Here is a 23295-nt window from a genome sequence, read left to right as displayed (position 1 = left end):
AGGTGATGCAGGAAAGGAAAAGAGGATGTGGTATGCATCCTCTTAACAGCGTATGGCGTGCTTAGCGCAGATACTCGCCAGCGGCTTCCGGCTGGTAGATTAACTCCAGCACTTCGAGATCGGTTGTCGCACCACCCGGCAGTTCCCAGTGGATACTGTCGCCGACCCGTAAGCCCAGTAATGCAGCACCGACCGGGGCCATAACGGACAGTTGCGTCGCGCTATCGGACATTTGCGCCGGGTAGACGAGGGTTCGTGTGCGGATCTCGCCACTTTTCAACTCACGGAATTTTACCGTGCTGTTCATGGTTACCACGTTGGCTGGCATCGCTTCGGGCGCACACATCTGCGCGCGATCCAGTTCGTCATTCAGCACTTTCGCGACCGGCAGACTGGCATGAGCGGGTTGCTCCAGCAGACGGTCAATGCGCTCAGCGTCAAGTTCATTGATGATAATTGCAGGTCTGGACATCTATTACTCCATGTCATGAGGCGAAATCCCGCCAGATTAATCCAAAGAAAAACCCTCGCCGTCTGGCAGCGAGGGTTTAACTCTTCGGATAATACTGAGACTGCACACAACTTTGAAGTGACTTAGCTCACATTTGCCGGGTTTATATCCTTAACCCGAAAAGGACGGTATTAATAACCGACGCTGTCGATAATAAAGTCATTCCCGCAGTTTCCCGGATGAGGTTGCGCCAGCAGCGATTTCGCGGAAAGCGGCTCGTTGATTGCCCGCGCGTCAATGGCAATTTGCATTTCGGTAAGATACGCCGGGTTACCGTTACAGTTCAGTTTTACAGCCTTAACACTGTTAACTCCCCAGGCCTTAGCAACGGCGGCGTCAAAATCGCTACGGCTTACGTGTTTACCATAGTTGCTTGCCAGAAAAAGCCCCGGCGCACTGCGTTTCACTTCCTGGTTCAGACGCACCATCGTTGCAAATAAGGCGTCCGGATCGAAACCGAAGCAAACGCCGTGTTTGGCGTATTCGTAACGCTCAAGGCAAGATGAGCCGCCAGCGCCTGGCATAACTGAGTTGAGATTATTCGCCACTTCCAGGGACATCCCGGTTTCAGCGGCAGAACATTTTTGGCTGACTTTCGCCTCAGGCATATTGGGAACAGGGCGCGTGGCGCAGCCATATCGCATCCAGCGCTTCTCATCCACGCCGCGTGCCGCAATAGATTTCGGCAGGCCGGGCCACAGGCCGTGAACGGTCAGAAAGTCGACTTTTTGCGGCAATTCTTTTTGCAGTCGGCACTCCTGCGGATCGCGCCCACCGCGGTCATGCTGGCTTTGGCAAAAACCGGTTTGCCACGAAAGTGCAAGCACATAGTGGTCAAAATCACCGTACTGTTTGGGCTCGAGCGGGGCAGCGTAAACGGGGGTGAGCGACAGCATCGCCATGGCGACACCCAGACTGGCGACGAGTCCCTTTCTGAACATTTCTGATCCTAATGAATGTGTTTAGATAATTTCCGTAAGTTATTAAAGCACAAAAAGCGCCGGACGGGCGCTTTTTGCGTTATGGCTGAACAGACCGTTAATGCACGGCAGCGCCTGGAACCAGGATCTCTGTCGCCACGATCACTACAATCAGACCCACTATGACCGGCACGGATGTCCGTTTTACCACTTCAAACGGAGAAATATTGGCCATACCTGCAACGGCCACCACCACGCCGGACACCGGTGAAATGGTGCGTCCAAGGTTAGAAGCCTGCAACATCGGTATAGAGAGATAAGCCGGGTTGATGCCTGATTCGTGCGCCAGCTTGGGGATCATTTCCACAAATGCATAGAACGGCGCATTACCGGATCCCGTCGTCATCGCCGCCAGCATGGTGAGAATGACCAGCACCAGCATCAGAATGATACTTGCGGAACCAAACGAGGTGGCAATAGAGATCAGACTCTGGATAAAGCCTATCGTGCTGAGCCCCTGAGCAAAGACGCCGGCTGCAACTAACAGCATTACTACGCCAGCAAACGCGTCTGCCATGCCGCGATAGGCTACTTCCAGGCCGGAAAAGACATTCTGCGTATTGAAACCGCGAAAAAACTCCAGCACTGCGGCGAGCAGCATGCAGATCACCAGGATAGTGATGATATGCAGCTCAGGTCCCCATTTCCCGTCGAAAATCAGCACGCCGATGATCGGCGTAAACGGCAGAATGGCGTAGAACGACGGCGCAGTGGTGGTAATGTCTTTTACATCCAGCATCTCTGCAGTGATGTTCTCTTTTTTATCCAGATAGCGCTGCCAGAAATAGTGGGCGATGGCCATAAAAATAATGGCAGCGATGGAGATCGGCAGCGTCGTTTTGAACGCGAAGTCGATGAGCGGCATTTCTGCGGCTTTCGCGGCTAAAACCACATCCCCGGAGGTGGGAGATAAAATAATAGCGGCCGGAGAGGCGCAAATAGCAGCGGCGGCCCCACGGCTTATTCCCACGTTCACCATCACGGGGAAGAGCGTTGCCATTAATAACACGCCAAGCCCGGTAGCCGAGGAGACCGCCAGGGACATCAGGCAAGCGACAAAATAGGCGGCAATCATTAATAAATAAGGCGAGTTAATAAAACGCAGCGGACGGGAAGCGAGCTTAACGACCATGTCGTTGGCACCGATATGGGTCATATAGGCGGCAAACCCACACAGCATCATGATCATCATGCCCAGGTCACCGCCCCGGCTCATCAGCAAGATTTTGATGTATTCAACGATATCTGTTGCGGTGTAACCCGTGCTGGTAGCGCTGCCCGGCAGGACTTTATGCCCCATCAGCGCACTGACGATTAACAACGTCAGCCCGCCGACGAACAGCACGCCAGTGGCAGAGTAACCTTTGATGATATAGCGTGCGACACCCACGATTACCACGACGCCAATCAGAAGTTCAATAAACGTTAACATAATGTTCTGGATCCCAGCGTAAAGAACAGGAAAAATGACTACCGGAAAAGGAAGAAACGCAATGTGCCGAATAACCGTTAATGAGTAGATGATTAAAATCAAGGAAGGATCGTTTTGCGTATATTATCGCGCATTTTTGCTTATTTTCCGCAAAATCACAAAAATGCAGTTGCGCAACTTCGTAGAAAATTATGGGCCAGGGAAGATCTTAAAAGATGATAAAAAGTTAATAAATTTAATTGCTTTAGTTGCTCATGCATAAGCCACGTACAGTAATCAAAAAAGCTTTAAAAAGAGTAAGAACGCTCCCGGTCCCCATTTTTAGCGACTGGCAATCAGGCGCACAAGCTGGGTAAGTCGTTAATATGTAATGAGTCGGAATCTTGCGATGTTGCTGGTCGCGTTCGGATCAATTGTTTTCTTATTCGCCTCCATGCGTTGTTGCCGGACCGGCTGCTGAGTTGGCAGAAAGCGTCTGGCGGCGTTGCCTTGTTGTTACTGCTTGCCACGTTTTGACCGCCCAGTCGCCTGGGCAGGGAACTTATGCCTGCGTCGAATGAAAATGACCTCAATGCCGTCGACGCTGCCGGGAATTTCTCCCCACGAAGGTGCGAGGCATTAACAGCAGACGGAAGACTGATAAAGACTGTCCCGCAAGTGGAAAGCGTATTCAGTAAAGCGCGCAGAGCTTTGAAGCGGTGCTGATGATCGGCGGCGGGCGCCATGCCGTTATTATCGATGCTTATTATCCCGGCGGTATACGAATTGCTTCACCGTTGTCGCTAATCTTCGGGTAAAATGCGGCGTCTCGTTTTCGGGAGGTAGCATTTTTGAGGTGGTTACTTCTTGACCATTGATGCGGATCCCAAATAAACAGCAGCTTTGAAAAAACTTAGCGACATTTATCACTTTTTGATGAATAACGACTGGACAAAAGTCTTCACAATTGTTGTACTGTAACCCGACACAGCATTTGTGTCGTTTTTCATGTAAAGGTAATATTGATGTCTAAGATTAAAGGTAACGTTAAGTGGTTTAATGAATCCAAAGGATTCGGTTTCATTACTCCGGAAGATGGCAGCAAAGACGTGTTCGTACACTTCTCTGCAATCCAGAGCAATGGTTTCAAAACTCTGGCTGAAGGTCAGCGTGTAGAGTTCGAAATCACTAACGGTGCCAAAGGTCCTTCTGCTGCTAACGTAATGGCTATCTAAGTTAGCAATAAGACAGAATTTCAAAACCCGCCTCTAAGGCGGGTTTTTTTTGTCCTTAATTTGCATTAACGCTGGAAAACAACCAGAAGGCGAGCGCCGTCATCGCAAATGATCCGAGCAGGTTAACCGCCACGTTAAGCAAAGCCCAGCTAAAACGACCTTCCTGCAATAAAAAAACCACTTCCGCCGAAAACGTTGAAAACGTTGTCAGACCACCGCAAAAGCCTGTGGTCAGTAACACTTTCCACATTGGATCAACATGGGTCATACGGTTAAACCAGGCCAGTCCCATGCCAATGATAAACGCACCGGCTAAATTCGCTGTGAGTGTCCCCAGCGGAATAGCATGATGGGCAGGGTTAAATTTCATGCTGAGCGCCCAGCGTGCCACGCTACCGGTCCCGCCACCAATAAATACAGCTAAAAGAAGTTGTAACACGGGGAAATCCTGCTATTTGATTTGTTAGAGTGATGAGTGTAACGCCGAAGCGGAAGACTGGCTATGGCGACAGAAGCAGGAGAAAACGATGATTGTTGCAGCAGGGCAGTTTGTTGTTACCCCGGACTGGCAAATGAATGCCCATACGTGTGTCACACTGATGGCACAAGCGGCACGCCAGCAGGCGTCGCTGTTGGTACTTCCAGAGGCGTTACTGGCGCGAGATGACAACGACCCTCATATGTCTGTGAAATCGGCTCAGATGCTTGATGGCGGCTTTTTAAGCCTGTTACTGGAGGAGAGCCGCAAAAACATGCTGACCACCATTCTGACCATTCATGTGCCATCCTCGTCCGGAAGGGCGGTAAATACGCTGGTGGCGTTGCGCGAAGGGCATATTATTGCCCATTACGCCAAACTCCATCTCTACGACGCGTTTAACATGCAAGAGTCCGCTCGTGTGGATGCGGGGCATGAAATCGCACCGTTAATTGACGTAGACGGGATGAAGGTCGGGTTAATGACCTGCTATGATCTGCGCTTCCCTGAGCTGGCGTTATCATTGGCGCTAAAAGGGGCAGACATCCTGGCACTTCCCGCTGCGTGGGTACGGGGTCCGCTCAAAGAGAAGCACTGGGCGACGTTACTGGCGGCGCGAGCGCTGGATACGACCTGTTATATCGTGGCGTCAGGTGAATGTGGCAATAAAAATATTGGCCAGAGTCAGGTGGTCGACCCTCAGGGTGTGGTTGTTGCTGCGGCGGGGGAAGCCCCGCAACTCATCATAGCGGAGGTTACGCAGCAGCGTTTATCGCAGACGCGAGAGAAATTACCGGTACTGCGAAATCGCCGTTTCGCTCCACCGCAACTGATGTGATGTTTTTTTAAACAATGCTTGATTCATCTCGTTACAGATTGCTATTGTGTGCGCGCGTCGAATGACCGTTAATGACATCAGGTTATAATGGTGCTTTACGCAGTCCGTTTTATGAAAGAAGGTATCTATGGGTGAGATTAGTATTACCAAATTGCTGGTGGTGGCCGCACTGGTCGTTCTGCTGTTTGGTACCAAAAAACTTCGTACGCTGGGTGGTGATCTGGGTACAGCGATCAAGGGCTTTAAAAAAGCCATGAACGACGATGACACCACGGCGAAGAAAACTGCGCAAGACGACGTTCCGGCCGAAAAGCTTTCTCATAAAGAGTAAGCCTGTTCGTGCAGCATAAAAAAACCGGCACTACGCCGGTTTTTTTATTGCAAGTGTAATCAGATATTACTGCATTATTTTACTTCAACACCTTTAGCTTGCAGGTCGGCGTGGTAGGACGAACGCACGAATGGACCGCATGCGGCATGGGTGAAGCCCATCGCCAGCGCTTCCGCTTTCATTTCATCAAACTCTTCCGGGCTGACATAACGCTGTACAGGCAGGTGGTGGCGGCTTGGTTGCAGATACTGGCCAAGCGTCAACATAGTAACGCCATGACGGCGCAGGTCGCGCATGACATCAATAATTTCAGCATTGGTTTCGCCAAGTCCCACCATCAAACCAGATTTGGTGGGGATTTCAGGATGCGCTTCTTTAAACCGTTCCAGCAGTTTTAGTGACCAGTTATAGTCTGCTCCCGGACGAACCTGGCGGTAAATGCGCGGTACGTTCTCCAGATTGTGGTTAAACACATCCGGCGGGGTAGCCGTCAAAATGTCCAGCGCGCGGTCCATACGACCACGGAAGTCTGGCACCAGCGTCTCAATCTTGATAGCGGGATTTTTCTCGCGAATTGCGCTGATACAGTCAGCGAAGTGTTGAGCGCCGCCATCACGCAGATCGTCACGGTCTACCGAGGTAATAACGACGTAACGCAGCGCCATATCAGAAATAGTCTGTGCCAGTTTTTTCGGTTCGTTAGCGTCCGGTGCAACAGGGCGACCATGCGCCACATCGCAGAACGGACAGCGGCGCGTACAGATTGCGCCAAGAATCATGAAGGTTGCCGTGCCGTGATTGAAACACTCTGCCAGGTTCGGGCAGGACGCTTCTTCGCAAACCGAGTGTAACCCATTTTTGCGCATGGCCGCCTTGATGCCCTGAATACGGGACGAGTCAGCCGGAAGTTTGATTTTCATCCATTCCGGTTTTCTTAACAGGGCTTCGCGCTCTGTTGCCACGTTTTTAACCGGGATAAGGGCCATTTTATCGGCATCGCGGTACTTAACACCGCGTTCCATCACAATGGGTTTACTCATAGCGTGCGTGTTCCAGTTGCGGATAACGAAGTAAGTGTTTCAATTCAAGGGAATGTTGTATTTATCAACTATTTTTGAATTAATGACGTGCAGTATAGCATTGATAGGGGACAGAAAGCAGCCTGGCAACTGGGCAAAATGTAAAATAGTTGTTGTTTTGTACTCTTTGCCCAAGGGAGATTAGCCGTTTTGCCAGGCTGATACGGACATCAGAATGCACGGCGAATAACGTTGATCACGTTTTCCAGTACTGGGTCACGCAGGCTTAATTTATTGTAATACAAAGAAACGTCCAGTCTTTCGTTACTGACTGGCGGAAAATCAATTTCCACCAGCGGCCAGCACGCGCTAAAAAGCTTAAACAGGCGGGTCGGCATCAGCCCCAACATATCACTGTTGCCAATCAGTGCTGCGATAGTGAACATATTGTAACTGCTAAAGCTGACCTGACGTTCAGGGAACAGATCCTGAACACGCTGACGCAACGCACTCAGGTTTTGTCCCTCTAGCATCAATAAGGTGTGTTCGTAGTGTTGCAGGACATCTTCATTGATAGTCGCGCGCAGGCAGGGGTGTCCTTCGCGACAAACCAGCATCAACCGATCCGTATACAGTGCATGATGGCTCAGAGTGCGGGCGGACGGGATATTGGTGTCAATGATGAGATCGGTCTGGAACTGACTGAGCTGGTTTTCGGCATCATGAATAGGAATGTTGCGCATCACCAGATGTGGTGCGCTCTCTTTGATCGCCTGCCAGATAACGGGAATGACAATCGCGCGCAGAGAAGGGGGAGTACCGATGGTGATAGTTCGCTGTTTATCATAACTACCGGTGAGATCGAGTGCCCCGAGAATGGACTCCAGACCCTGGCTAATATACTCATGTAAATGCGAAGCATAGGCTGTTGGCGTCACGCCCTGACCTTTGCGAATAAAAAGCGGATCGGGAAATATCGTTCGTAGTTTTTGAATGGATTGACTAATTGCAGATGGCGTCAGGTTAAGCACTCGTGCGGCATTCACAATCCCTTTGTGTACATATACTGCCTCAAAGATGGTCAATAAATTGAGGTCAATATTGCGTAACGTTCTGAAGATTTGCGGTTTATCATCTTCGGGTCGCTCGGCTATTTTCTGTTCCGACTGGTTATTATAATCCACGCTTGTACTCCGTAATCATTCGCAATATGAATGATAGTTGAATTTATTATTTATGGTGATGTGTAATTTAAGCTGTTTTTTTCTTCACATATCATCATTATGGATGATTTTCAGCATGATGCAGGACATTAAGCTTAAATTTAATCCGGCTATTCGCAATTCGACGTAGCTGCAAATGTGTCACGCGTTACGAATTAACCCGATCAGGCAGGTATTTTGAAAATAGAGAAGAGTACTGCGGTTGTAAAGTATAACTGGGGGAAATAAATAACGACTTGCTTAAAAAGCAAGCCGTTATACATCATATATTAAGTACTGGTATATATGTGTGACGGATTGTTTAGCTGTGCTAAAAGATGGCTAATAAGCACAGGTCTTATTTTGTCCATATTGGCATCAGGCACAAAATGTTTAACCTGCGTCATTTCCATTCCGGCATACCCACAAGGATTGATGCGTAAAAAAGGGGTTAGATCCATCGCGATATTCAGCGCCAGGCCATGAAATGAGCAACCTTTACGAATGCGCAGCCCCAGCGAACAGATCTTTTTATCCTGCACATAAACGCCTGGCGCATCGGCGCGCGCACGAGCCTCAATTCCCAGTTCCGCCAGCGTATCAATGACAGTTTGCTCCATCACGGTGACGAGTTCACGGACACCAAGTTTACGACGCTTGAGGTTTATTAATATGTACATGACCTGCTGACCAGGCCCGTGATAGGTGACCTGACCTCCACGATCGCTTTGTATGACCGGAATATCTCCCGGGGAGAGTACATGTTCAGCTTTACCTGCCTGGCCCTGTGTAAAGACCGGGTTATGTTCAACCAGCCAGATTTCGTCAGGCGTGCTCTCGGTGCGGGTTTCCGTGAATTCATGCATTGCCTCAGACACAGGGTCATAGGGCTGCAGGCCAAGGTTACGGATTAGGATTGTATCCTGAGACAAAACAGCATCTCCGGGAGTAGAAAAGGTGAGGGGAGTATACCACAGAGAGGGTGTTACCCGACCAGAGGCCCGGTAACACCTTGCTTAATTACAGCACCATACGAACAATTTCAATATTGCCTAATTCTTCGTACAGCGTCTCAACTTGCTCAATATGCGTGGCGGTGATGGTGATGGATACCGAGTGGTAATTGCCTTTGCTGCTCGGTTTTACCTGCGGAGAGTAATCACCGGGCGCATGGCGCTGTACCACTTCAACCACCAGATCAACCAGCTCTGGTTTCGCCAGTCCCATCACTTTGTAAGTAAAGGGAGTCGGGAATTCAAGCAGTTCTTTGAGATTGGTTTTCATGTCAGCTCCGGCGTAAAAATAATAACTCCTGCCGAAAGGGCAGGAGTTTTTGAGATGCTTAGTATATGGGGACGGAAATCACACTTTCAAGTGTTCGTTTTTTAGCCGAACCAGTGGTGGAACATCAGCTTGATATAGTCGATGATTTTGCCGAAGAAATTCCCTTCCTGGATTTCCTGCAGCACGACCAGAGGGCGTTGTTCGATAGTTTTGCCGTCCAGCTGGAAGTTAATCGTGCCAACCACCTGGTTTTTCTGCAACGGCGCGTGCAGTTCACTGGTGGTTAACACATAACTCGCCTTAAGATCTTTCATGCGGCCACGTGGGATAGTCAGATAGACGTCTTTATCAACACCCAGCGAAGCGCGATCGTTATCACCGAACCAGGCTGGCTCTGAGGCGAACTCTTTGCCTGCTTTCAGCGGACTAACGGTTTCGAAGAAACGGAAACCCCAGGTCAGCAGTTTTTTACTTTCGGCTTCACGCCCTTTGAACGTTCTGCCACCCATGACTGCGGAGATCAGGCGCATCTGGCCTTCGGTTGCAGAGGCCACCAGGTTGTAACCCGCTTTGTCCGTATGACCGGTTTTGATGCCGTCGACATTCAGGCTGTTATCCCACAGCAGACCGTTACGGTTGGTCTGGCGGATACCGTTAAAGGTGAACTCTTTCTCTTTGTAGATAGAGTATTCGTTTGGCACATCACGAATCAGCGCCTGGCCAATCAGAGCCATGTCGCGCGCGGAGCTGTACTGCCCCTCAGCATCCAGACCATGAACAGTCTGGAAGTGGGAATTCTGCAGACCAAGCGCGTTAACGTAGTTATTCATCAGACCGACAAACGCGTCCTGGCTACCTGCAACGTAATCGGCCATCGCCACACAGGCGTCGTTACCAGACTGTAAGTTGATACCACGGATGAGTTGCGAAACCGGAACTTGCATACCCGGTTTCAGGAACATCAGAGAAGAGCCACGGAACACCGGGTTGCCGGTCGCCCATGCGTCATTGCCGATAGTGACCAGATCGCTATCTTTGAATTTACCCGCTTTCATTGCCTGGCCGATGACGTAGCTGGTCATCATTTTTGTCAGGCTGGCCGGATCGCGGCGCGAGTCGGCGTTCTGTTCTGTCAACACCTTACCGGAGTTGTAATCGATGAGGATCCAGGATTCGGCATCAATCTGTGGCGCGCCAGGAATCATGGTCTTGATATTGAGGTCATCAGCATGGGCTGTGCCGAGAGTGGCGGCAGTCAGTGCCGTGGTGAGCGCCAGGCGCTGTACGAAACGAACGGAGAGAGTGGTCTTCATGGTCTGAACAACGACATCCGTGATGGAGTTAAAAAAAGTGCCCTACTATAGCAAAAGCTATTCTGACAGGCATCCGACTTTCCGCATGACTTTGTTAATGCTATTTACACTGGTTGACAAAGTCAGATGCCAAATCTGTTATTGCGCGTTGGTCACAAAAGACTGTAACTGCGCTTCATTTTGCAGACGCTGTTGTAATGCACTGGCGTCCGACTTATTGGTAAAAGGCCCGAGCTGAATACGCCACACTGCGCCGTTTTGTACCACCCGGCTTGGCACAGCAAACTGCTGGGCCAGGCGCTGTTGATACTGTTGCGCGCGGGTTTGATCGCTTACTGCTCCAACCTGCACCATATAACTTCCGCTGGCAGCTACCGGTGCCGCGGATGTCGCAACGTGGCCCTGCACGGAACCTGGCGCGGTAACGGGCGCCGCCACGGGGGCGGTGCGCGTTACCGGCGCGCTCGCTACGGGTGCAGCCGGGACAGAGGGCGTGGTCTGGGTTGTAATGGCCGGCGCCGGGGCTTCTGTGCCTTCAAGTACGCCTGCATGTAGCGGTGTCGGCGCCCCAAGGAAACCGCCGCTACTTACCGGCTTTGTATTTTCGTCCCCTTTCAGCGTTGAATTGCTGATGATACGTACGTTATCGGGAGCTGGCTCTGGTTGCGACGCGCCATTGCCGCTCAAATCCGGGAGTGCCGGCAGAGCATAGGTCTGTTTTGCGATAGTGGTACAGACGGTGCCCGGGCCGGACATTGAACCGTCCTGTGCCACAATGATCGGGTCGATACGCACTTTGGTGTTGTTCGACGTGTTCAGGCGATCGGCCGCCGCACGCGACAATGAGATCACGCGATCATTCCCATAAGGGCCACGATCGTTAATGCGTACCACCACCATGCGACCATTGGCCAGGTTAGTGATACGGGCATAGCTCGGAACAGGCAGCGTCGGGTGAGCGGCAGTCAGTTGTAACGGATCGAACGTTTCTCCCGTCGCGGTTAAATTACTACCCGGTTCCGCATCATAAATGGCAGCAAATCCTGCCTGGCTGAACTGCGAAGGATTCTGCACAATTTTGTAGCTTTTGCCGTCGCGCTCGTAATCCTGGTTTACCGAAGGATTCGGCGTCTCAAAACGAGGCTCCGCGCCGCTGATTTCAACGACCGGACCGTTGCACACCGGAGCAGGCGGCGCAACCATCGTCTTTTGCTGACCATCATCACTTGAACATGACGCCAGCAATACTGCTGCTATACAGACACCTGGCCATTGCTTACGCATTGCGCACCCCTTATACGCTTTTTGATAACATCTTCCTGTGGGTATGAATCGACATCACGATACCAAACCCCGCCATCAGTACAATCAGGGCTGAGCCCCCATAACTCACCAGCGGCAACGGTACGCCCACCACCGGCAAGATACCACTCACCATACCAATATTTACGAATACATAAACGAATAAAATCAACATCAAACCACCAGCCATGACCCGACCAAAGGTGGTTTGCGCGCGCGCGGCAATCCATAAGCCGCGCATGATCAGCAGTACATAAAGCCCGAGCAGAATCAAAATACCAATCAGCCCTAACTCTTCGGCAAGTACGGCAAAGATAAAGTCGGTGTGGCGTTCTGGCAAAAACTCCAGCTGTGACTGCGTCCCGTGCAGCCAACCTTTCCCCTGTAACCCACCGGAGCCGATGGCGATTTTGGACTGAATAATATGATAGCCCGCGCCAAGCGGATCGGTTTCCGGATCGAGCAACATCATGACGCGCTGGCGCTGATAATCGTGCATCAGGAAGAACCATAATATGGGAATAAATGCTGCTATCAGGAGGACGGCCACTAAAATAAGGCGCCAGCTCAGGCCGGATAAAAACAGCACGAAAAGGCCGGACATGGCGATAAGAATAGCGGTACCGAGGTCGGGCTGGGCGGCCACCAGCAGCGTTGGCATAAATATCAGCACCAGCGCAATGGCGGTGTTTTTTAACGATGGCGGGCAAACATCGCGGTTGATAAAACGCGCCACCATTAGCGGTACGGCGATTTTCGCAATTTCAGATGGCTGGAAACGGACGATGCCTAAATCAAGCCAGCGCTGAGCACCTTTGGAGATCGCCCCGAAAGCATCAACGGCGACCAGCAGGATGACGCAAAAAACGTAAAGGTAGGGTGCCCAGCCTTCATAAACACGAGGTGGAACCTGCGCCAGCACAACCATCACGATTAGGCCCATAGTGATTTGACCGACTTTGCGCTCCGTCATGCCGATATCCTGGCCGCTGGCGCTCCAGATAACCATCGCGCTATAGAACAACAGCGCCAGCACAATCAGCAAGAAGGCGGGATCGATATGGATTTTATCCCAGAACGATTTTTTGTTCGGATTATCCGTCATGATTATTGGTCCTCTGCCGCTGTTGATGCCGGGTTTTCCGACGGCAAATCAGTATTGTTATCGCCAAGCATTATATGGTCGAGGATTTGGCGCATGATTGTACCAACCGCAGGACCGGCACCGCCGTTTTCCAGAATCATTGCAACCGCAACCTGGGGATTATCATAGGGCGCGAACGCCGTCATCAGCTTATGGTCACGCAGACGTTCGGCGATGCGATGCGCGTTATAGGTTTCGTTAGCTTTTAGTCCGAAGACCTGGGCTGTACCTGATTTCGCCGCGACTTTGTAAGGTGAACCGGCGAAGTATTTATGCCCGGTACCATTCGGGCGGTTTGCCACGCCATACATCCCATCTTTAGCGATTTCCCAGAAGCCGGAGTGCACATCGCCAACCTGTTTTTGCGGCGGCTGTTGCCATGGAACCTGTTTACCGTCTTCCATCGTGCTCATTAATAAGTGCGGCACTTTGACAACGCCATCGTTAATGAGCGTCATCATCGCTTTGTTCATTTGTACGGGCGTTGCGGTCCAGTAACCCTGGCCAATCCCGACGGGAATCGTATCGCCCTGGTACCAGGGTTTCTTAAAGCGTTTAAGCTTCCATTCGCGCGTTGGCATATTACCCGAGCGCTCTTCTGCCAGGTCGATACCGGTATACTGACCGTAACCAAATTTGGTCAGCCACTCGGCAAGACGGTCAATACCCATGTCGTAGGCGACCTGATAGAAGAAGGTATCCGCTGATTCCTCCAGCGACTTGGTGACATTCAGGCGACCATGCCCCCATTTTTTCCAGTCGCGATAGCGTTTTTCTGAGCCGGGCAGTTGCCACCAGCCAGGGTCGAAAAGGGTGGTATTACGGGTAATTACCCCGGCGCTCAGCGCCGAAACGGCAACATAGGGTTTCACCGTTGATGCCGGCGGATAAACCCCTTGCGTGGCGCGGTTAACAAGAGGCGTGTTCGGATCGTTGAGAAGCGCGCTGTAATCCTTGCTGGAGATACCGTCGACAAAAAGGTTCGGATCATAGCTTGGCGTAGAGACGAGCGCGAGAATGGCACCATTGCGCGGGTCGGTTACCACGACCGCAGCACGACTACCCTGCAGCAGGGTTTCGATATATTGCTGCAGTTTTAAATCCAGCGTCAGGTAGATGTCATGCCCCGCTTGCGGCGGCACCTCTTTTAACTGGCGAATAACGCGTCCGCGGTTGTTAACTTCAACCTCTTCGTAACCGGTCTGTCCGTGCAGCACATCTTCGTAATAGCGTTCGATGCCGAGTTTGCCAATATCATGCGTGGCCGCGTAGTTTGCCAGCTTGCCTTCTTTATCCAGTCGTTCGACGTCTTTATCGTTGATTTTGGATACGTAGCCGATGACATGTGTCAATGCCGAGCCGAACGGATAGTAACGGCGCTTATAGCCTTTTACTTCCACACCGGGGAATCGATACTGATTAACCGCGAAGCGCGCCACCTGAACTTCATTCAGGTTAGCTTTGACCGGAATCGAGGTGAAGCGGTGGGAGCGGGAGCGCTCCTTTTTGAAGTTGGCAATGTCCTCATCGGTCAGATCCACCACGTCACGCAGCGCATTGAGTGTTTGCTCAACGTTGTCGACCTTTTCCGGCATCATCTCAATCTGATAAATTGTGCGGTTCAGCGCCAGTGGCGTGCCGTTGCGATCATAGATAATGCCGCGGCTTGGCGGAATAGGTACCAGTTTAATGCGGTTCTCATTAGAACGCGTCTGGTAGTCAGCATGACGGACAATTTGCAGATTATAAAGGTTGGCGATGAGTACGCCGGTGAGCAGCAAAATCCCTGCAAAAGCGACAAGGGCCCGGCGCACAAACAGCGCAGACTCAGCCGAATAGTCGCGAAAAGAATTCTGTAATTTCATCCGCTGCTTAGTTTACCTGGTGGTCATTACTCACGATGATAAGGATGGTTGGTCGTGATGCTCCATGCGCGATACAAACTTTCCGCTACCAGCACACGCACCAGCGGGTGAGGAAGCGTTAGCGCAGAGAGTGACCAGCTTTGTTCTGCCGCAGCTTTACAGGCGGGGGATAACCCTTCCGGGCCGCCGATGAGCAGGCTGACGTCACGTCCATCCTGTTTCCAGCGTTCCAGCTCATTTGCCAGCTGCGGTGTATCCCAGGGTTTACCGGGGATATCAAGGGTGACGATCCGATTTTTACCTGCCGCAGCAAGCATCAGTTCACCCTCTTTGTCGAGAATACGCTTAATATCTGCGTTTTTGCCGCGCTTGCCCGCCGGGATTTCCACTAGCTCAAAAGGCATATCTTTCGGGAAACGACGCAGATATTCAGTAAACCCGGTTTGTACCCAGTCAGGCATTTTTGTGCCGACGGCTACCAGTTGCAACTTCACGCATTAACCCCAGAGCTTTTCCAGTTCATACAGGCGGCGACTCTCTTCCTGCATCACATGAACAATGACATCCCCCAGGTCTACGACGATCCAGTCGGCAGCATTTTCGCCTTCCACACCCAGTGGAAGCATACCGGCAGCACGGGACTCCTGAACCACATGATCCGCGATGGACGTAACGTGGCGGGTGGATGTGCCGGTGCAGATTATCATACAGTCGGTGATACTGGATTTGCCGTGAACGTCTAGTGCGACGATGTCCTGACCTTTCAGGTCATCAATTTTGTCGATTACAAAATCCTGGAGTGCTTTACCCTGCAAGTGTTCCCCCTGGGGTGTACGTGAAAGTGGTGTAAATAAATGGCCTGACATTATACCTGAACTGCGACCATTGTCGGGACAAATGTCCGACCCTGCTTTTAAAAAGTGGGCTATCATCCCACCCCATGAATGAGATTGCATCGCCATTTTTGTAAAACAATTTGCAAGGCCGCAGATGGCGGTGCGGAGAATAGCAGCCTGTCCGTGCGTGTCAATGACCAGACTTCCGTGACAGGCGTGCCGGGTGAAAAAAGGGGCGTTAATCCTCTGCTTGCCACACCGCGCGGCTGTTGAGTACGCGTAATGTGCAAAAATCGTCGTGAATATCAACTGCGCTCCAGGTCCCCTGATCTACGCGAAAATGCCACAACGACGCCGCTGGCATTTTAAGTAAACTGGCGATAAGCAGGCTCAATACACCCTGATGGCTAACTATCAGCAGATTTTCTGCCGGACCCCAGTGGGGGATCTGGCGGATAAAATCTTTTACACGCGCGGAAAACGCCTGAAAACCCTCGCCATTGGTCGGAATGGCATTTTGCCAGTCGGCGCACCATGCGGCATAGCTCTGCGGATCTTCTCGGGTCAGGTCCCGGTGGTGACGCATCTCCCAGTCGCCAAAAAACATCTCATTGAGCAACGGCGTTGAGTGTTGAACAATATTGCGATCGTTGAGGACCAGTCTTGCGGTGTGCTGTGCACGTTCGAGTTCGCTACAGATCACCCGGTCAAAAGGCACTTCCCGTAGCAGGTGATGCAGCGTTTGCGCCTGTGCAATCCCCTTTGCAGTTAACGGGGTTGGTGAGTGACCGCTGTAGAGCCCGGCAACGTTTGCTTCGGTTTCGCCATGTCGAATCAACCAGAGTCGCATTGTTTTCTCCCGTGCGGTTTTCTGCACGAAGTTTATCATTACACCCTTATTCCTGGTGGCTTTTCGTTTAAAATAGCGTTTTTGCCCGGAGCAGAAGATGGCTTTATTTCACAGCGCGCACGGTGGAAATATCCGTGAGGCCGCTGCTATGGTGGGTGTTTCAGCCGAGGATTTGTTGGATTTCAGTGCGAATATTAACCCGGCAGGTATGCCCGCGTTATTGAAACAGGCACTACTGAATAATTTTGCTGTGGCTGAGCGCTACCCGGATCCTGAGTATCAGCAATTACATCAGGCGCTTGCCGCACATCATCAGGTTCCCGTCGAGTGGGTCCTCGCGGGCAACGGTGAGACCGAATCGATATTTACGCTGGTAAAAGGTCTTCTGCCGCGCCGGGTGATGCTCGTCACCCCCGGGTTTGCTGAATATCGTCGCGCCCTGCAGCTTTCAGGATGTGATATCGTCGATTATGCGCTGCGTGAAGAAGATGGCTGGCAGCTAACTGAGGCCATTCTTGATGCGTTAACGGGCGGCGTTGACTGCCTGTTCCTCTGCACACCCAACAATCCCACAGGCCTGTTGCCGGATGCTTCACTGATGCATGACATTGCCGCGCGCTGCAGGCAGCTCGGTATTACACTTGTGCTGGATGAAGCCTTTATGGATTTCCTGAGCGATCGCGATGGATTTGTCCCCCATCTGGCTGAAAACCCACATATTTGGGTGCTGCGTTCTCTGACCAAGTTTTATGCTATTCCCGGGCTGCGACTGGGATATTTGCTCAGCAGTAACACACTGGCTGTCGCCCGTATGCGCCAGCAGCAGATGCCCTGGTCTATTAATGCTTTTGCGGCGCTGGCGGGAGAGGTGGTCTTAAACGATAGCGCGTATCGAAAAGAAACATGGGAATGGCTCAACACGGAACGCCCGCGTTTGCGTCAGGCGCTGGAAAATATGCCCGGGTTGTCCGTCTGGCCGGGAGTGGCGAATTATCTGTTCTTGCGTTGTGATGCCGGTATTGACCTGCAGCAGGCACTGCTCCGGCAGCACATTTTAATTCGTAGTTGTGCAAATTATCCTGGGCTTGATGCGCGATACTACCGTGTGGCGGTGCGCAGCGCGTCAGAAAACAATCGGCTGACTGGCGCGCTGGATAACATCCTCAGCGATAGAGGCCGTGCTGATTAATATAATTGAGCACCGTGGCAGGGAGCAGGTCATCGCAATTCTCGCCTCTTTCCAGCCGTTCGCGAATAAGCGTGGCGGAAATGTTGAACCACGGCGTTTCCGCCAGATAGATTTTCCCGGCAGGCAGAGTATGTAAATCATCTGCATTGTGTGTCAGATGGTCTTCCAGCCACTGCTGATCGGCCTCATTTTCCATAGCTAACGGGTAGCCAGGACGGCGACAGACAATCAAATGGCTGTTGTTCAGAATGGTTTCATAATGATGCCATGTGGGAAACGTTAGCAACGAATCCTGACCAATAATGAAGGCCAGCGAGCGCGTCGGCCCTTGCTCTTCTCGCCACGCCTGTAAAGTTTGCGCCGTGTAAGAAGGACTCTCGCGCCGCAGTTCACGCTCATCAAGGGCAAAAAGCGGTTTGTCGCTGATAGCCAGTTCCACCATGGCTTTACGCTGTTCGCTCGTCGCCTCAGGTTGTGGGCGATGGGGAGGTACGTTATTGGGCATAATAATGACGCGTGACAGACCAATCTGGTTTGCCAGCGCTTCGACCGGTTTCAGGTGCCCGTAGTGAACAGGATCAAAAGTACCGCCAAAAAGTGCCTGCAACTGATTCATATCAACCATCAATAAAAACGTCTGCCAGTGCCTTATGACAGAGTAGCAGAGAAAGTCCCTCCAGCTCTGCCCACACCGACTGACCAAAATCCTGTTTCACAATTAATTCGATACGCGTAAGCAAGTGTACGGCCTGGCGCAGTTGCTCACTGCTCAGTCGTTGTAGCGCTTCACCGATAATGCCACGCCGATTTTGCCAGACCCTATATTTATCAAACAGCGAACGCAGCGGCGTATGTGCAGACTGTCGTTTTAGCGTCACCAGTAACATGAGTTCACGCTGGATAGTACGCAGCAGGATGACGGGTTCACTGGCTTCAAGTTTAAGTTGATGCAATATATGAAGCGCACGCTTACTTTTGCCGGCAAGCAGCGCGTCTACCCAGTGAAAGGGGGTAAAGTGAGCGGCATCGTTAACGGCCTGCTCGACACGCGGCAGCGTCAGCTTACCGTCCGGGAACAGCAGTGCCAGTCTTTCCAGAGCCTGCGAGGCGGCCAGCAAATTACCTTCATAGCAATAACAAAGCAGTTGACTGGCGGCATCATCCAGTTGCAGGTTGTTCTGCTTCGCGCGTGCGGCAATCCAGCGAGGTAGATTGGCCTGCTCCGGGGTCTGACAACTGACCGAAACGCTGCGATTAGCCAGAGCAGTATACCAGGCGGCGTTTTCCTGCGCCCGGGTCAGCTTATTTCCACGCACAATCAATATCAGGTCGTCATGAAGCAGGCTCACCAGCATGGCGAGGCGTTCATTTAGCGCGGCGTTAGGCCCATTTTCCGGCAACTGTAATGACAGTATCTGACGGCTGGCAAACAAGCTCAGCGCCTGACAAATAGCGTAGATTGCATCCCAGTCCGTGCTGGCATCAAGGGTGAAGGCGTGATGTTCGGTGAAGTCTTGTGCGAAGGCAGCCTGCCGGACGGCATCATGGCTTTCCTGCAATAAAAGAGGGTCATTTCCCAGCAGTAAATATGCCGCGCGCAGCCCTTCATTGAGCTGCGCGCGGAGTTGTTCCGGATACAGCTTGAGCATCAGCTACCCGGTTTCGCTGCGGGACGCGAGGAAGGCGGATTTTTCTCGTTATCTGCCGCCTGAATGCTGGGCAGTTTACGAATCAGCTGTTCCGCAGCCTTGTCGTACATTTCCTCAAGGATTATGTCCTGTTCGGCATCTTTCGCCAGCGCCGTCTGCGGGTTATCAAAGAATGAACGATACACCCTGGTGTTAATCGGGTAGATGTCATGCCCCGGAATCAGCACGGTGGCGTCAACTGTCATCACTAATTGATACTCAGCAGTGCGTCCGTCCTGGAAAATAGACGCGGTATCACGTGCGAGAGACATAGTTCCAAGGCGCAGGGAAGGGACATCCTTACGCAATGAGCCTTTCTCCAGCAGTTGCACACCATTCAGACGCAGCTGATTACGTACAGCACGACTAAGAGGACCGTTCGGATCTGCGGAATCGAAAATCATTGTGTTCATATTGCCTGGCACCTGCGACGTATTGCGCAAGTGCCAGCCGCATCCGGCGGTGAGAAGCACCGCCAGAGATAACAACCATGTTGCCAGATATCGCACGCTTCCTCCCGCGCTTAGCCAACGACCAGATTAAGCAGTTTACCTGGTACGTAAATCACTTTACGCACGGTAACGCCATCAAGATATTTTGCGACCAGCGGTTCCTGGCCTGCACGCTCACGAACCTGCTCTTCGGTCGCGTCAACGGCAACGGTGATTTTACCGCGTACTTTACCGTTAACCTGCACAACAACCAGCGTGGTGTTCTCAACCATCGCCGCGTCGTCTGCAACTGGCCACGGCGCGTTGTCGATATCGCCTTCACCACCCAGCTCTTTCCACAGGGTAAAGCTTGCATGCGGAGTGAACGGGTTAAGCATACGGACAACCGCCAGCAGCGCTTCCTGCAGCAGAGCACGATCCTGCTCGCCCTCAGTCGGTGCTTTCGCCAGTTTGTTCATCAGTTCCATAATCGCCGCAATCGCAGTATTGAAGGTCTGGCGACGACCAATATCATCGGTGACTTTAGCGATAGTTTTGTGAACGTCGCGGCGCAGCGCCTGCTGGTCTTCGCTCAGTGCGCGAGTATCCAGCGCCACAACCGGGCCGAGGGCTTTATGTTCATAAGCCAGTTTCCAGACACGTTTCAGGAAGCGGTTTGCCCCTTCCACACCGGACTCCTGCCATTCCAGCGTCATATCCGCAGGCGAGGCGAACATCATAAACAGACGTACGGTATCTGCGCCGTAACGTTCCACCATTTCCTGGGGGTCGATGCCGTTATTTTTCGACTTGGACATTTTGCTCATGCCGGTATACACCAGCTCATGGCCCGCCGCGTCTTTTGCCTTAATAATACGGCCTTTCTCGTCGCGCTCAACGATAGCGTCTTTCGGTGAAACCCAGTTACGTTCGCCGCTCTCACCAACATAATAGAAGGCATCTGCCAGCACCATACCCTGACAGAGCAGCTGTTTTGCTGGTTCGTCAGAGTTCACCATACCCGCATCGCGCATCAGCTTATGGAAGAAGCGGAAGTAGAGCAGGTGCATGATGGCGTGTTCTATACCGCCAATGTAGATATCCACCGGCAGCCAGTAGTTAGCGGCTTTCGGGTCCAGCATACCTTCGTCGTATTGTGGGCAGGTGTAACGCGCGTAGTACCAGGAGGACTCCATAAAGGTGTCGAAAGTATCGGTCTCTCGCAGCGCAGGCTGGCCGTTGACGGTGGTTTTCGCCCACTCAGGATCGGCTTTGATAGGGCTGGTGATGCCGTCCATGACCACATCTTCCGGCAGAATCACCGGGATCTGATCTTCTGGTGTCGGGATCACGGTACCGTCTTCCAGCGTCACCATCGGGATCGGTGCGCCCCAGTAACGTTGACGGGAAACGCCCCAGTCACGCAGACGATAGTTGACTTTGCGCTCACCAACGCCCAGAGCCGCCAGTTTGTCGGCAATAGCGTTGAAGCCATCTTCAAAGCTCAGGCCACTGAATTCGCCAGAGTTAAACAGAGTACCTTTTTCGGTCAACGCCTGTTCTGACAGATCGGGTTCAGAACCATCTGCTGCAAGGATGACCGCTTTGATCGGCAGATTATATTTGCTGGCAAATTCATAGTCGCGCTGGTCGTGTCCCGGAACGGCCATTACGGCACCAGTACCGTACTCCATCAGCACGAAGTTCGCAGCCCAGACCGGAATCTCTTCGCCGGTTAATGGGTGAACCGCTCTAAAGCCGGTATCAACGCCTTTTTTCTCCATGGTCGCCATATCTGCTTCGGCCACTTTGGTATTACGGCATTCGTCGATAAAGGCTGCCAGTTCAGTATTCGTTGCCGCCGCTTTCTGCGCCAGCGGGTGACCCGCTGCAACCGCCAGATAAGTGGCACCCATAAAGGTGTCCGGGCGGGTGGTGTACACGGTCAGCGTTTTGTCATCGCCATTAACATTGAAGGTGATTTCCACGCCTTCAGAACGGCCAATCCAGTTGCGCTGCATGGTTTTCACCGTATCAGGCCACTGATCCATATGATCCAGGTCGTTGAGCAGTTCTTCGGCATAGGCGGTGATTTTGATAAACCACTGCGGAATCTCTTTACGCTCAACTTTGGTGTCGCAGCGCCAGCAGCAGCCATCGATAACCTGTTCATTCGCGAGAACGGTCTGGTCATTCGGGCACCAGTTAACGGCAGACGTCTTCTTGTAAACCAGGCCTTTTTTATACAGCTCAGTGAAAAACTTCTGTTCCCAGCGGTAGTATTCCGGGGTACAGGTCGCCAGCTCGCGGCTCCAGTCATAGCCGAAGCCCAGCATTTTGAGCTGGTTTTTCATGTAGGCGATATTGTCGTACGTCCACGGTGCCGGGGCCGTCTTATTTTTCACCGCCGCACCTTCTGCTGGCAGACCGAACGCATCCCAGCCAATTGGCTGCAGCACGTTCTTGCCCAGCATGCGCTGATAACGGGAAATCACGTCACCGATGGTGTAGTTACGCACGTGGCCCATGTGTAGTCGGCCAGAAGGATAGGGAAGCATCGACAGGCAGTAATACTTTTCTTTGCTCTCGTCTTCAGTTACTTCGAAGGTACGCTTCTCTTCCCAGTGAAGCTGGACTTTGGATTCTATCTCTTCCGGGCGGTATTGCTCTTGCATGGCAGCCAGTGGTCCTGTATTTGCGATACAGCTACAAATGTAGCGTTTTACGTGGTTTTTCAGATCCGCATAGCATAGCCCAAACGACTTCGTCACAACAGCCTTTCGCACATTTAGCCTGCGAAAAGCCCCCGACGAGAATTTACCAACTCTGTGGGGTAATTGACAAAGCCCGCGGGAAATAACGTCTATTATTAGAACAGGTTAACTGCCCGGGAGAGGAAAACAATGAACAAGGTTGCTCAATATTATCGCGAACTGGTTGCGTCATTGACCGAGCGGCTACGTAATGGCGAAAGGGATGTTGACGCGTTGGTAGCCCAGGCGCGTCAACGCGTAAGCCAGACCGGGGAGCTAACGCGTACTGAAATTGAAGAGTTAACGCGCGCGGTGCGCCGCGATCTGGAAGAGTTCGCTCGCAGTTATGAGGAAAGTCAGGACGATGTCATCGACAGCGTGTTTATGCGAGTCATAAAAGAGAGTTTATGGCAGGAGCTGGCGGATATCACCGATAAAACGCAACTGGAGTGGCGTGAGGTTTTCCAGGATCTTAATCATCACGGGGTTTACCACAGCGGCGAAGTGGTGGGACTGGGTAACCTTGTGTGCGAGAAATGTCATTTCCATCTGGCTATTTATACGCCGGATGTGCTGCCGCTGTGTCCGAAATGCGGTCATGACCAGTTCCAGAGAAGGCCCTTTGAGCCGTAGAT

At 52.0% G+C, this 23295-nt stretch carries 24 protein-coding genes; 5 read left to right on the top strand and 19 right to left on the bottom strand.

All coding sequences use genetic code 11. The features are described 5' to 3' along the window. Positions 1-61 precede the first annotated feature (61 nt). The 3 genes from rnk to dcuC form a co-directional block, all read right to left on the bottom strand. Positions 62-472, bottom strand: a complete 411-nt coding sequence (gene rnk, locus AAIG39_RS00545) for a nucleoside diphosphate kinase regulator (protein ID WP_343192949.1) — start codon at positions 470-472, stop codon at positions 62-64. A 170-nt stretch (positions 473-642) separates the two neighbouring features. Next, positions 643-1452 carry a ribonuclease I gene (gene rna, locus AAIG39_RS00540; protein ID WP_343192948.1) on the bottom strand — a complete coding sequence of 270 codons (810 nt, stop codon included), beginning with the start codon at positions 1450-1452 and terminating at the stop codon, positions 643-645. Between the two features lie 97 nt (positions 1453-1549). Then, positions 1550-2923, bottom strand: coding sequence for an anaerobic C4-dicarboxylate transporter DcuC (gene dcuC / locus AAIG39_RS00535; RefSeq protein ID WP_090082022.1), 1374 nt, complete (start codon positions 2921-2923; stop codon positions 1550-1552). Between the two features lie 1004 nt (positions 2924-3927). On the opposite strand from dcuC, the gene cspE reads away from it, so the two are divergent. Beyond that, positions 3928-4137 carry a transcription antiterminator/RNA stability regulator CspE gene (gene cspE, locus AAIG39_RS00530; RefSeq protein ID WP_012542460.1) on the top strand — a complete coding sequence of 70 codons (210 nt, stop codon included), beginning with the start codon at positions 3928-3930 and terminating at the stop codon, positions 4135-4137. Between the two features lie 55 nt (positions 4138-4192). Here cspE and crcB read toward each other — a convergent pair whose 3' ends face one another. After that, the gene (gene crcB / locus AAIG39_RS00525; protein ID WP_249568700.1) at positions 4193-4576 is read right to left on the bottom strand and encodes a fluoride efflux transporter CrcB; all 384 of its coding nucleotides are present in this window, start codon (positions 4574-4576) and stop codon (positions 4193-4195) included. Positions 4577-4664: 88 nt separating this feature from the next. Between crcB and AAIG39_RS00520 the strand changes: the two genes are divergently transcribed. Together AAIG39_RS00520 and tatE are read left to right on the top strand one after the other, a co-directional pair. Then, the gene (locus AAIG39_RS00520) at positions 4665-5453 is read left to right on the top strand and encodes a deaminated glutathione amidase (protein ID WP_343192946.1); all 789 of its coding nucleotides are present in this window, start codon (positions 4665-4667) and stop codon (positions 5451-5453) included. Between the two features lie 127 nt (positions 5454-5580). Then, positions 5581-5784: a twin-arginine translocase subunit TatE gene (tatE, locus tag AAIG39_RS00515; RefSeq protein ID WP_090082018.1), complete on the top strand. Its 204-nt coding sequence runs from the start codon at positions 5581-5583 to the stop codon at positions 5782-5784. 74 nt (positions 5785-5858) lie between these two features. Here the strand turns inward: tatE and lipA are convergent, their stop codons facing one another. From lipA to AAIG39_RS00460, 11 genes are all read right to left on the bottom strand, one after another. Beyond that, positions 5859-6824 carry a lipoyl synthase gene (gene lipA / locus AAIG39_RS00510; RefSeq protein ID WP_090082015.1) on the bottom strand — a complete coding sequence of 322 codons (966 nt, stop codon included), beginning with the start codon at positions 6822-6824 and terminating at the stop codon, positions 5859-5861. Positions 6825-7033: 209 nt separating this feature from the next. After that, entirely contained in the window at positions 7034-7987 is a 954-nt protein-coding gene (locus AAIG39_RS00505) for a YbeF family transcriptional regulator (protein ID WP_343192945.1), read from the bottom strand. Positions 7988-8295: 308 nt separating this feature from the next. Continuing rightward, positions 8296-8937, bottom strand: coding sequence for a lipoyl(octanoyl) transferase LipB (gene lipB, locus AAIG39_RS00500; RefSeq protein WP_090082011.1), 642 nt, complete (start codon positions 8935-8937; stop codon positions 8296-8298). A gap of 88 nt (positions 8938-9025) precedes the next feature. After that, positions 9026-9289: a DUF493 family protein YbeD gene (ybeD, locus tag AAIG39_RS00495; protein WP_007373847.1), complete on the bottom strand. Its 264-nt coding sequence runs from the start codon at positions 9287-9289 to the stop codon at positions 9026-9028. A gap of 101 nt (positions 9290-9390) precedes the next feature. Next, entirely contained in the window at positions 9391-10602 is a 1212-nt protein-coding gene (dacA, locus tag AAIG39_RS00490) for a D-alanyl-D-alanine carboxypeptidase DacA (RefSeq protein ID WP_047371289.1), read from the bottom strand. A gap of 138 nt (positions 10603-10740) precedes the next feature. Further along, on the bottom strand, positions 10741-11886 hold the full coding sequence (gene rlpA / locus AAIG39_RS00485; protein ID WP_343192943.1) for an endolytic peptidoglycan transglycosylase RlpA: 1146 nt from the start codon (positions 11884-11886) through the stop codon (positions 10741-10743). Positions 11887-11896: 10 nt separating this feature from the next. Further along, positions 11897-13009, bottom strand: a complete 1113-nt coding sequence (gene mrdB, locus AAIG39_RS00480) for a peptidoglycan glycosyltransferase MrdB (protein WP_090082004.1) — start codon at positions 13007-13009, stop codon at positions 11897-11899. Positions 13010-13011: 2 nt separating this feature from the next. After that, complete coding sequence (gene mrdA, locus AAIG39_RS00475) at positions 13012-14913, bottom strand: peptidoglycan DD-transpeptidase MrdA (protein WP_090082002.1); 1902 nt, start codon at positions 14911-14913, stop codon at positions 13012-13014. 26 nt (positions 14914-14939) lie between these two features. Then, positions 14940-15407, bottom strand: a complete 468-nt coding sequence (gene rlmH, locus AAIG39_RS00470; protein WP_041852135.1) for a 23S rRNA (pseudouridine(1915)-N(3))-methyltransferase RlmH — start codon at positions 15405-15407, stop codon at positions 14940-14942. Between the two features lie 3 nt (positions 15408-15410). Continuing rightward, positions 15411-15728, bottom strand: coding sequence for a ribosome silencing factor (gene rsfS / locus AAIG39_RS00465; RefSeq protein ID WP_047371285.1), 318 nt, complete (start codon positions 15726-15728; stop codon positions 15411-15413). Between the two features lie 259 nt (positions 15729-15987). Continuing rightward, positions 15988-16599: an adenosylcobalamin/alpha-ribazole phosphatase gene (locus AAIG39_RS00460; RefSeq protein WP_249568696.1), complete on the bottom strand. Its 612-nt coding sequence runs from the start codon at positions 16597-16599 to the stop codon at positions 15988-15990. 97 nt (positions 16600-16696) lie between these two features. On the opposite strand from AAIG39_RS00460, the gene cobD reads away from it, so the two are divergent. Further along, complete coding sequence (gene cobD / locus AAIG39_RS00455; RefSeq protein WP_249568695.1) at positions 16697-17788, top strand: threonine-phosphate decarboxylase CobD; 1092 nt, start codon at positions 16697-16699, stop codon at positions 17786-17788. On the opposite strand, the gene nadD is transcribed toward cobD, so the two are convergent. From nadD to leuS, 4 genes are read right to left on the bottom strand one after another with little or no spacing between them, the layout of a single operon-like run. Continuing rightward, positions 17763-18404, bottom strand: a complete 642-nt coding sequence (gene nadD / locus AAIG39_RS00450; protein WP_343193140.1) for a nicotinate-nucleotide adenylyltransferase — start codon at positions 18402-18404, stop codon at positions 17763-17765. The two genes, cobD and nadD, sit on opposite strands and share 26 nt — an antisense overlap. 1 nt (position 18405) lies before the next feature. Continuing rightward, complete coding sequence (gene holA, locus AAIG39_RS00445; RefSeq protein WP_343192942.1) at positions 18406-19437, bottom strand: DNA polymerase III subunit delta; 1032 nt, start codon at positions 19435-19437, stop codon at positions 18406-18408. Next, the gene (gene lptE / locus AAIG39_RS00440; RefSeq protein ID WP_090081994.1) at positions 19437-19985 is read right to left on the bottom strand and encodes an LPS assembly lipoprotein LptE; all 549 of its coding nucleotides are present in this window, start codon (positions 19983-19985) and stop codon (positions 19437-19439) included. The genes holA and lptE overlap by 1 nt, the downstream gene beginning before the upstream one ends. Positions 19986-19999: 14 nt before the next feature. Further along, the gene (gene leuS, locus AAIG39_RS00435) at positions 20000-22582 is read right to left on the bottom strand and encodes a leucine--tRNA ligase (protein WP_343192941.1); all 2583 of its coding nucleotides are present in this window, start codon (positions 22580-22582) and stop codon (positions 20000-20002) included. Positions 22583-22810: 228 nt separating this feature from the next. On the opposite strand from leuS, the gene AAIG39_RS00430 reads away from it, so the two are divergent. After that, the gene (locus AAIG39_RS00430; protein WP_090081989.1) at positions 22811-23293 is read left to right on the top strand and encodes a zinc ribbon-containing protein; all 483 of its coding nucleotides are present in this window, start codon (positions 22811-22813) and stop codon (positions 23291-23293) included. Positions 23294-23295: the final 2 nt, after the last annotated feature.

Source organism: Phytobacter palmae, assembly GCF_039409775.1.
Lineage (GTDB): Bacteria > Pseudomonadota > Gammaproteobacteria > Enterobacterales > Enterobacteriaceae > Phytobacter > Phytobacter palmae.
Note: the sequence above shows the minus strand (reverse complement) of the source record. Positions and strands in the feature narration are given on the sequence as shown.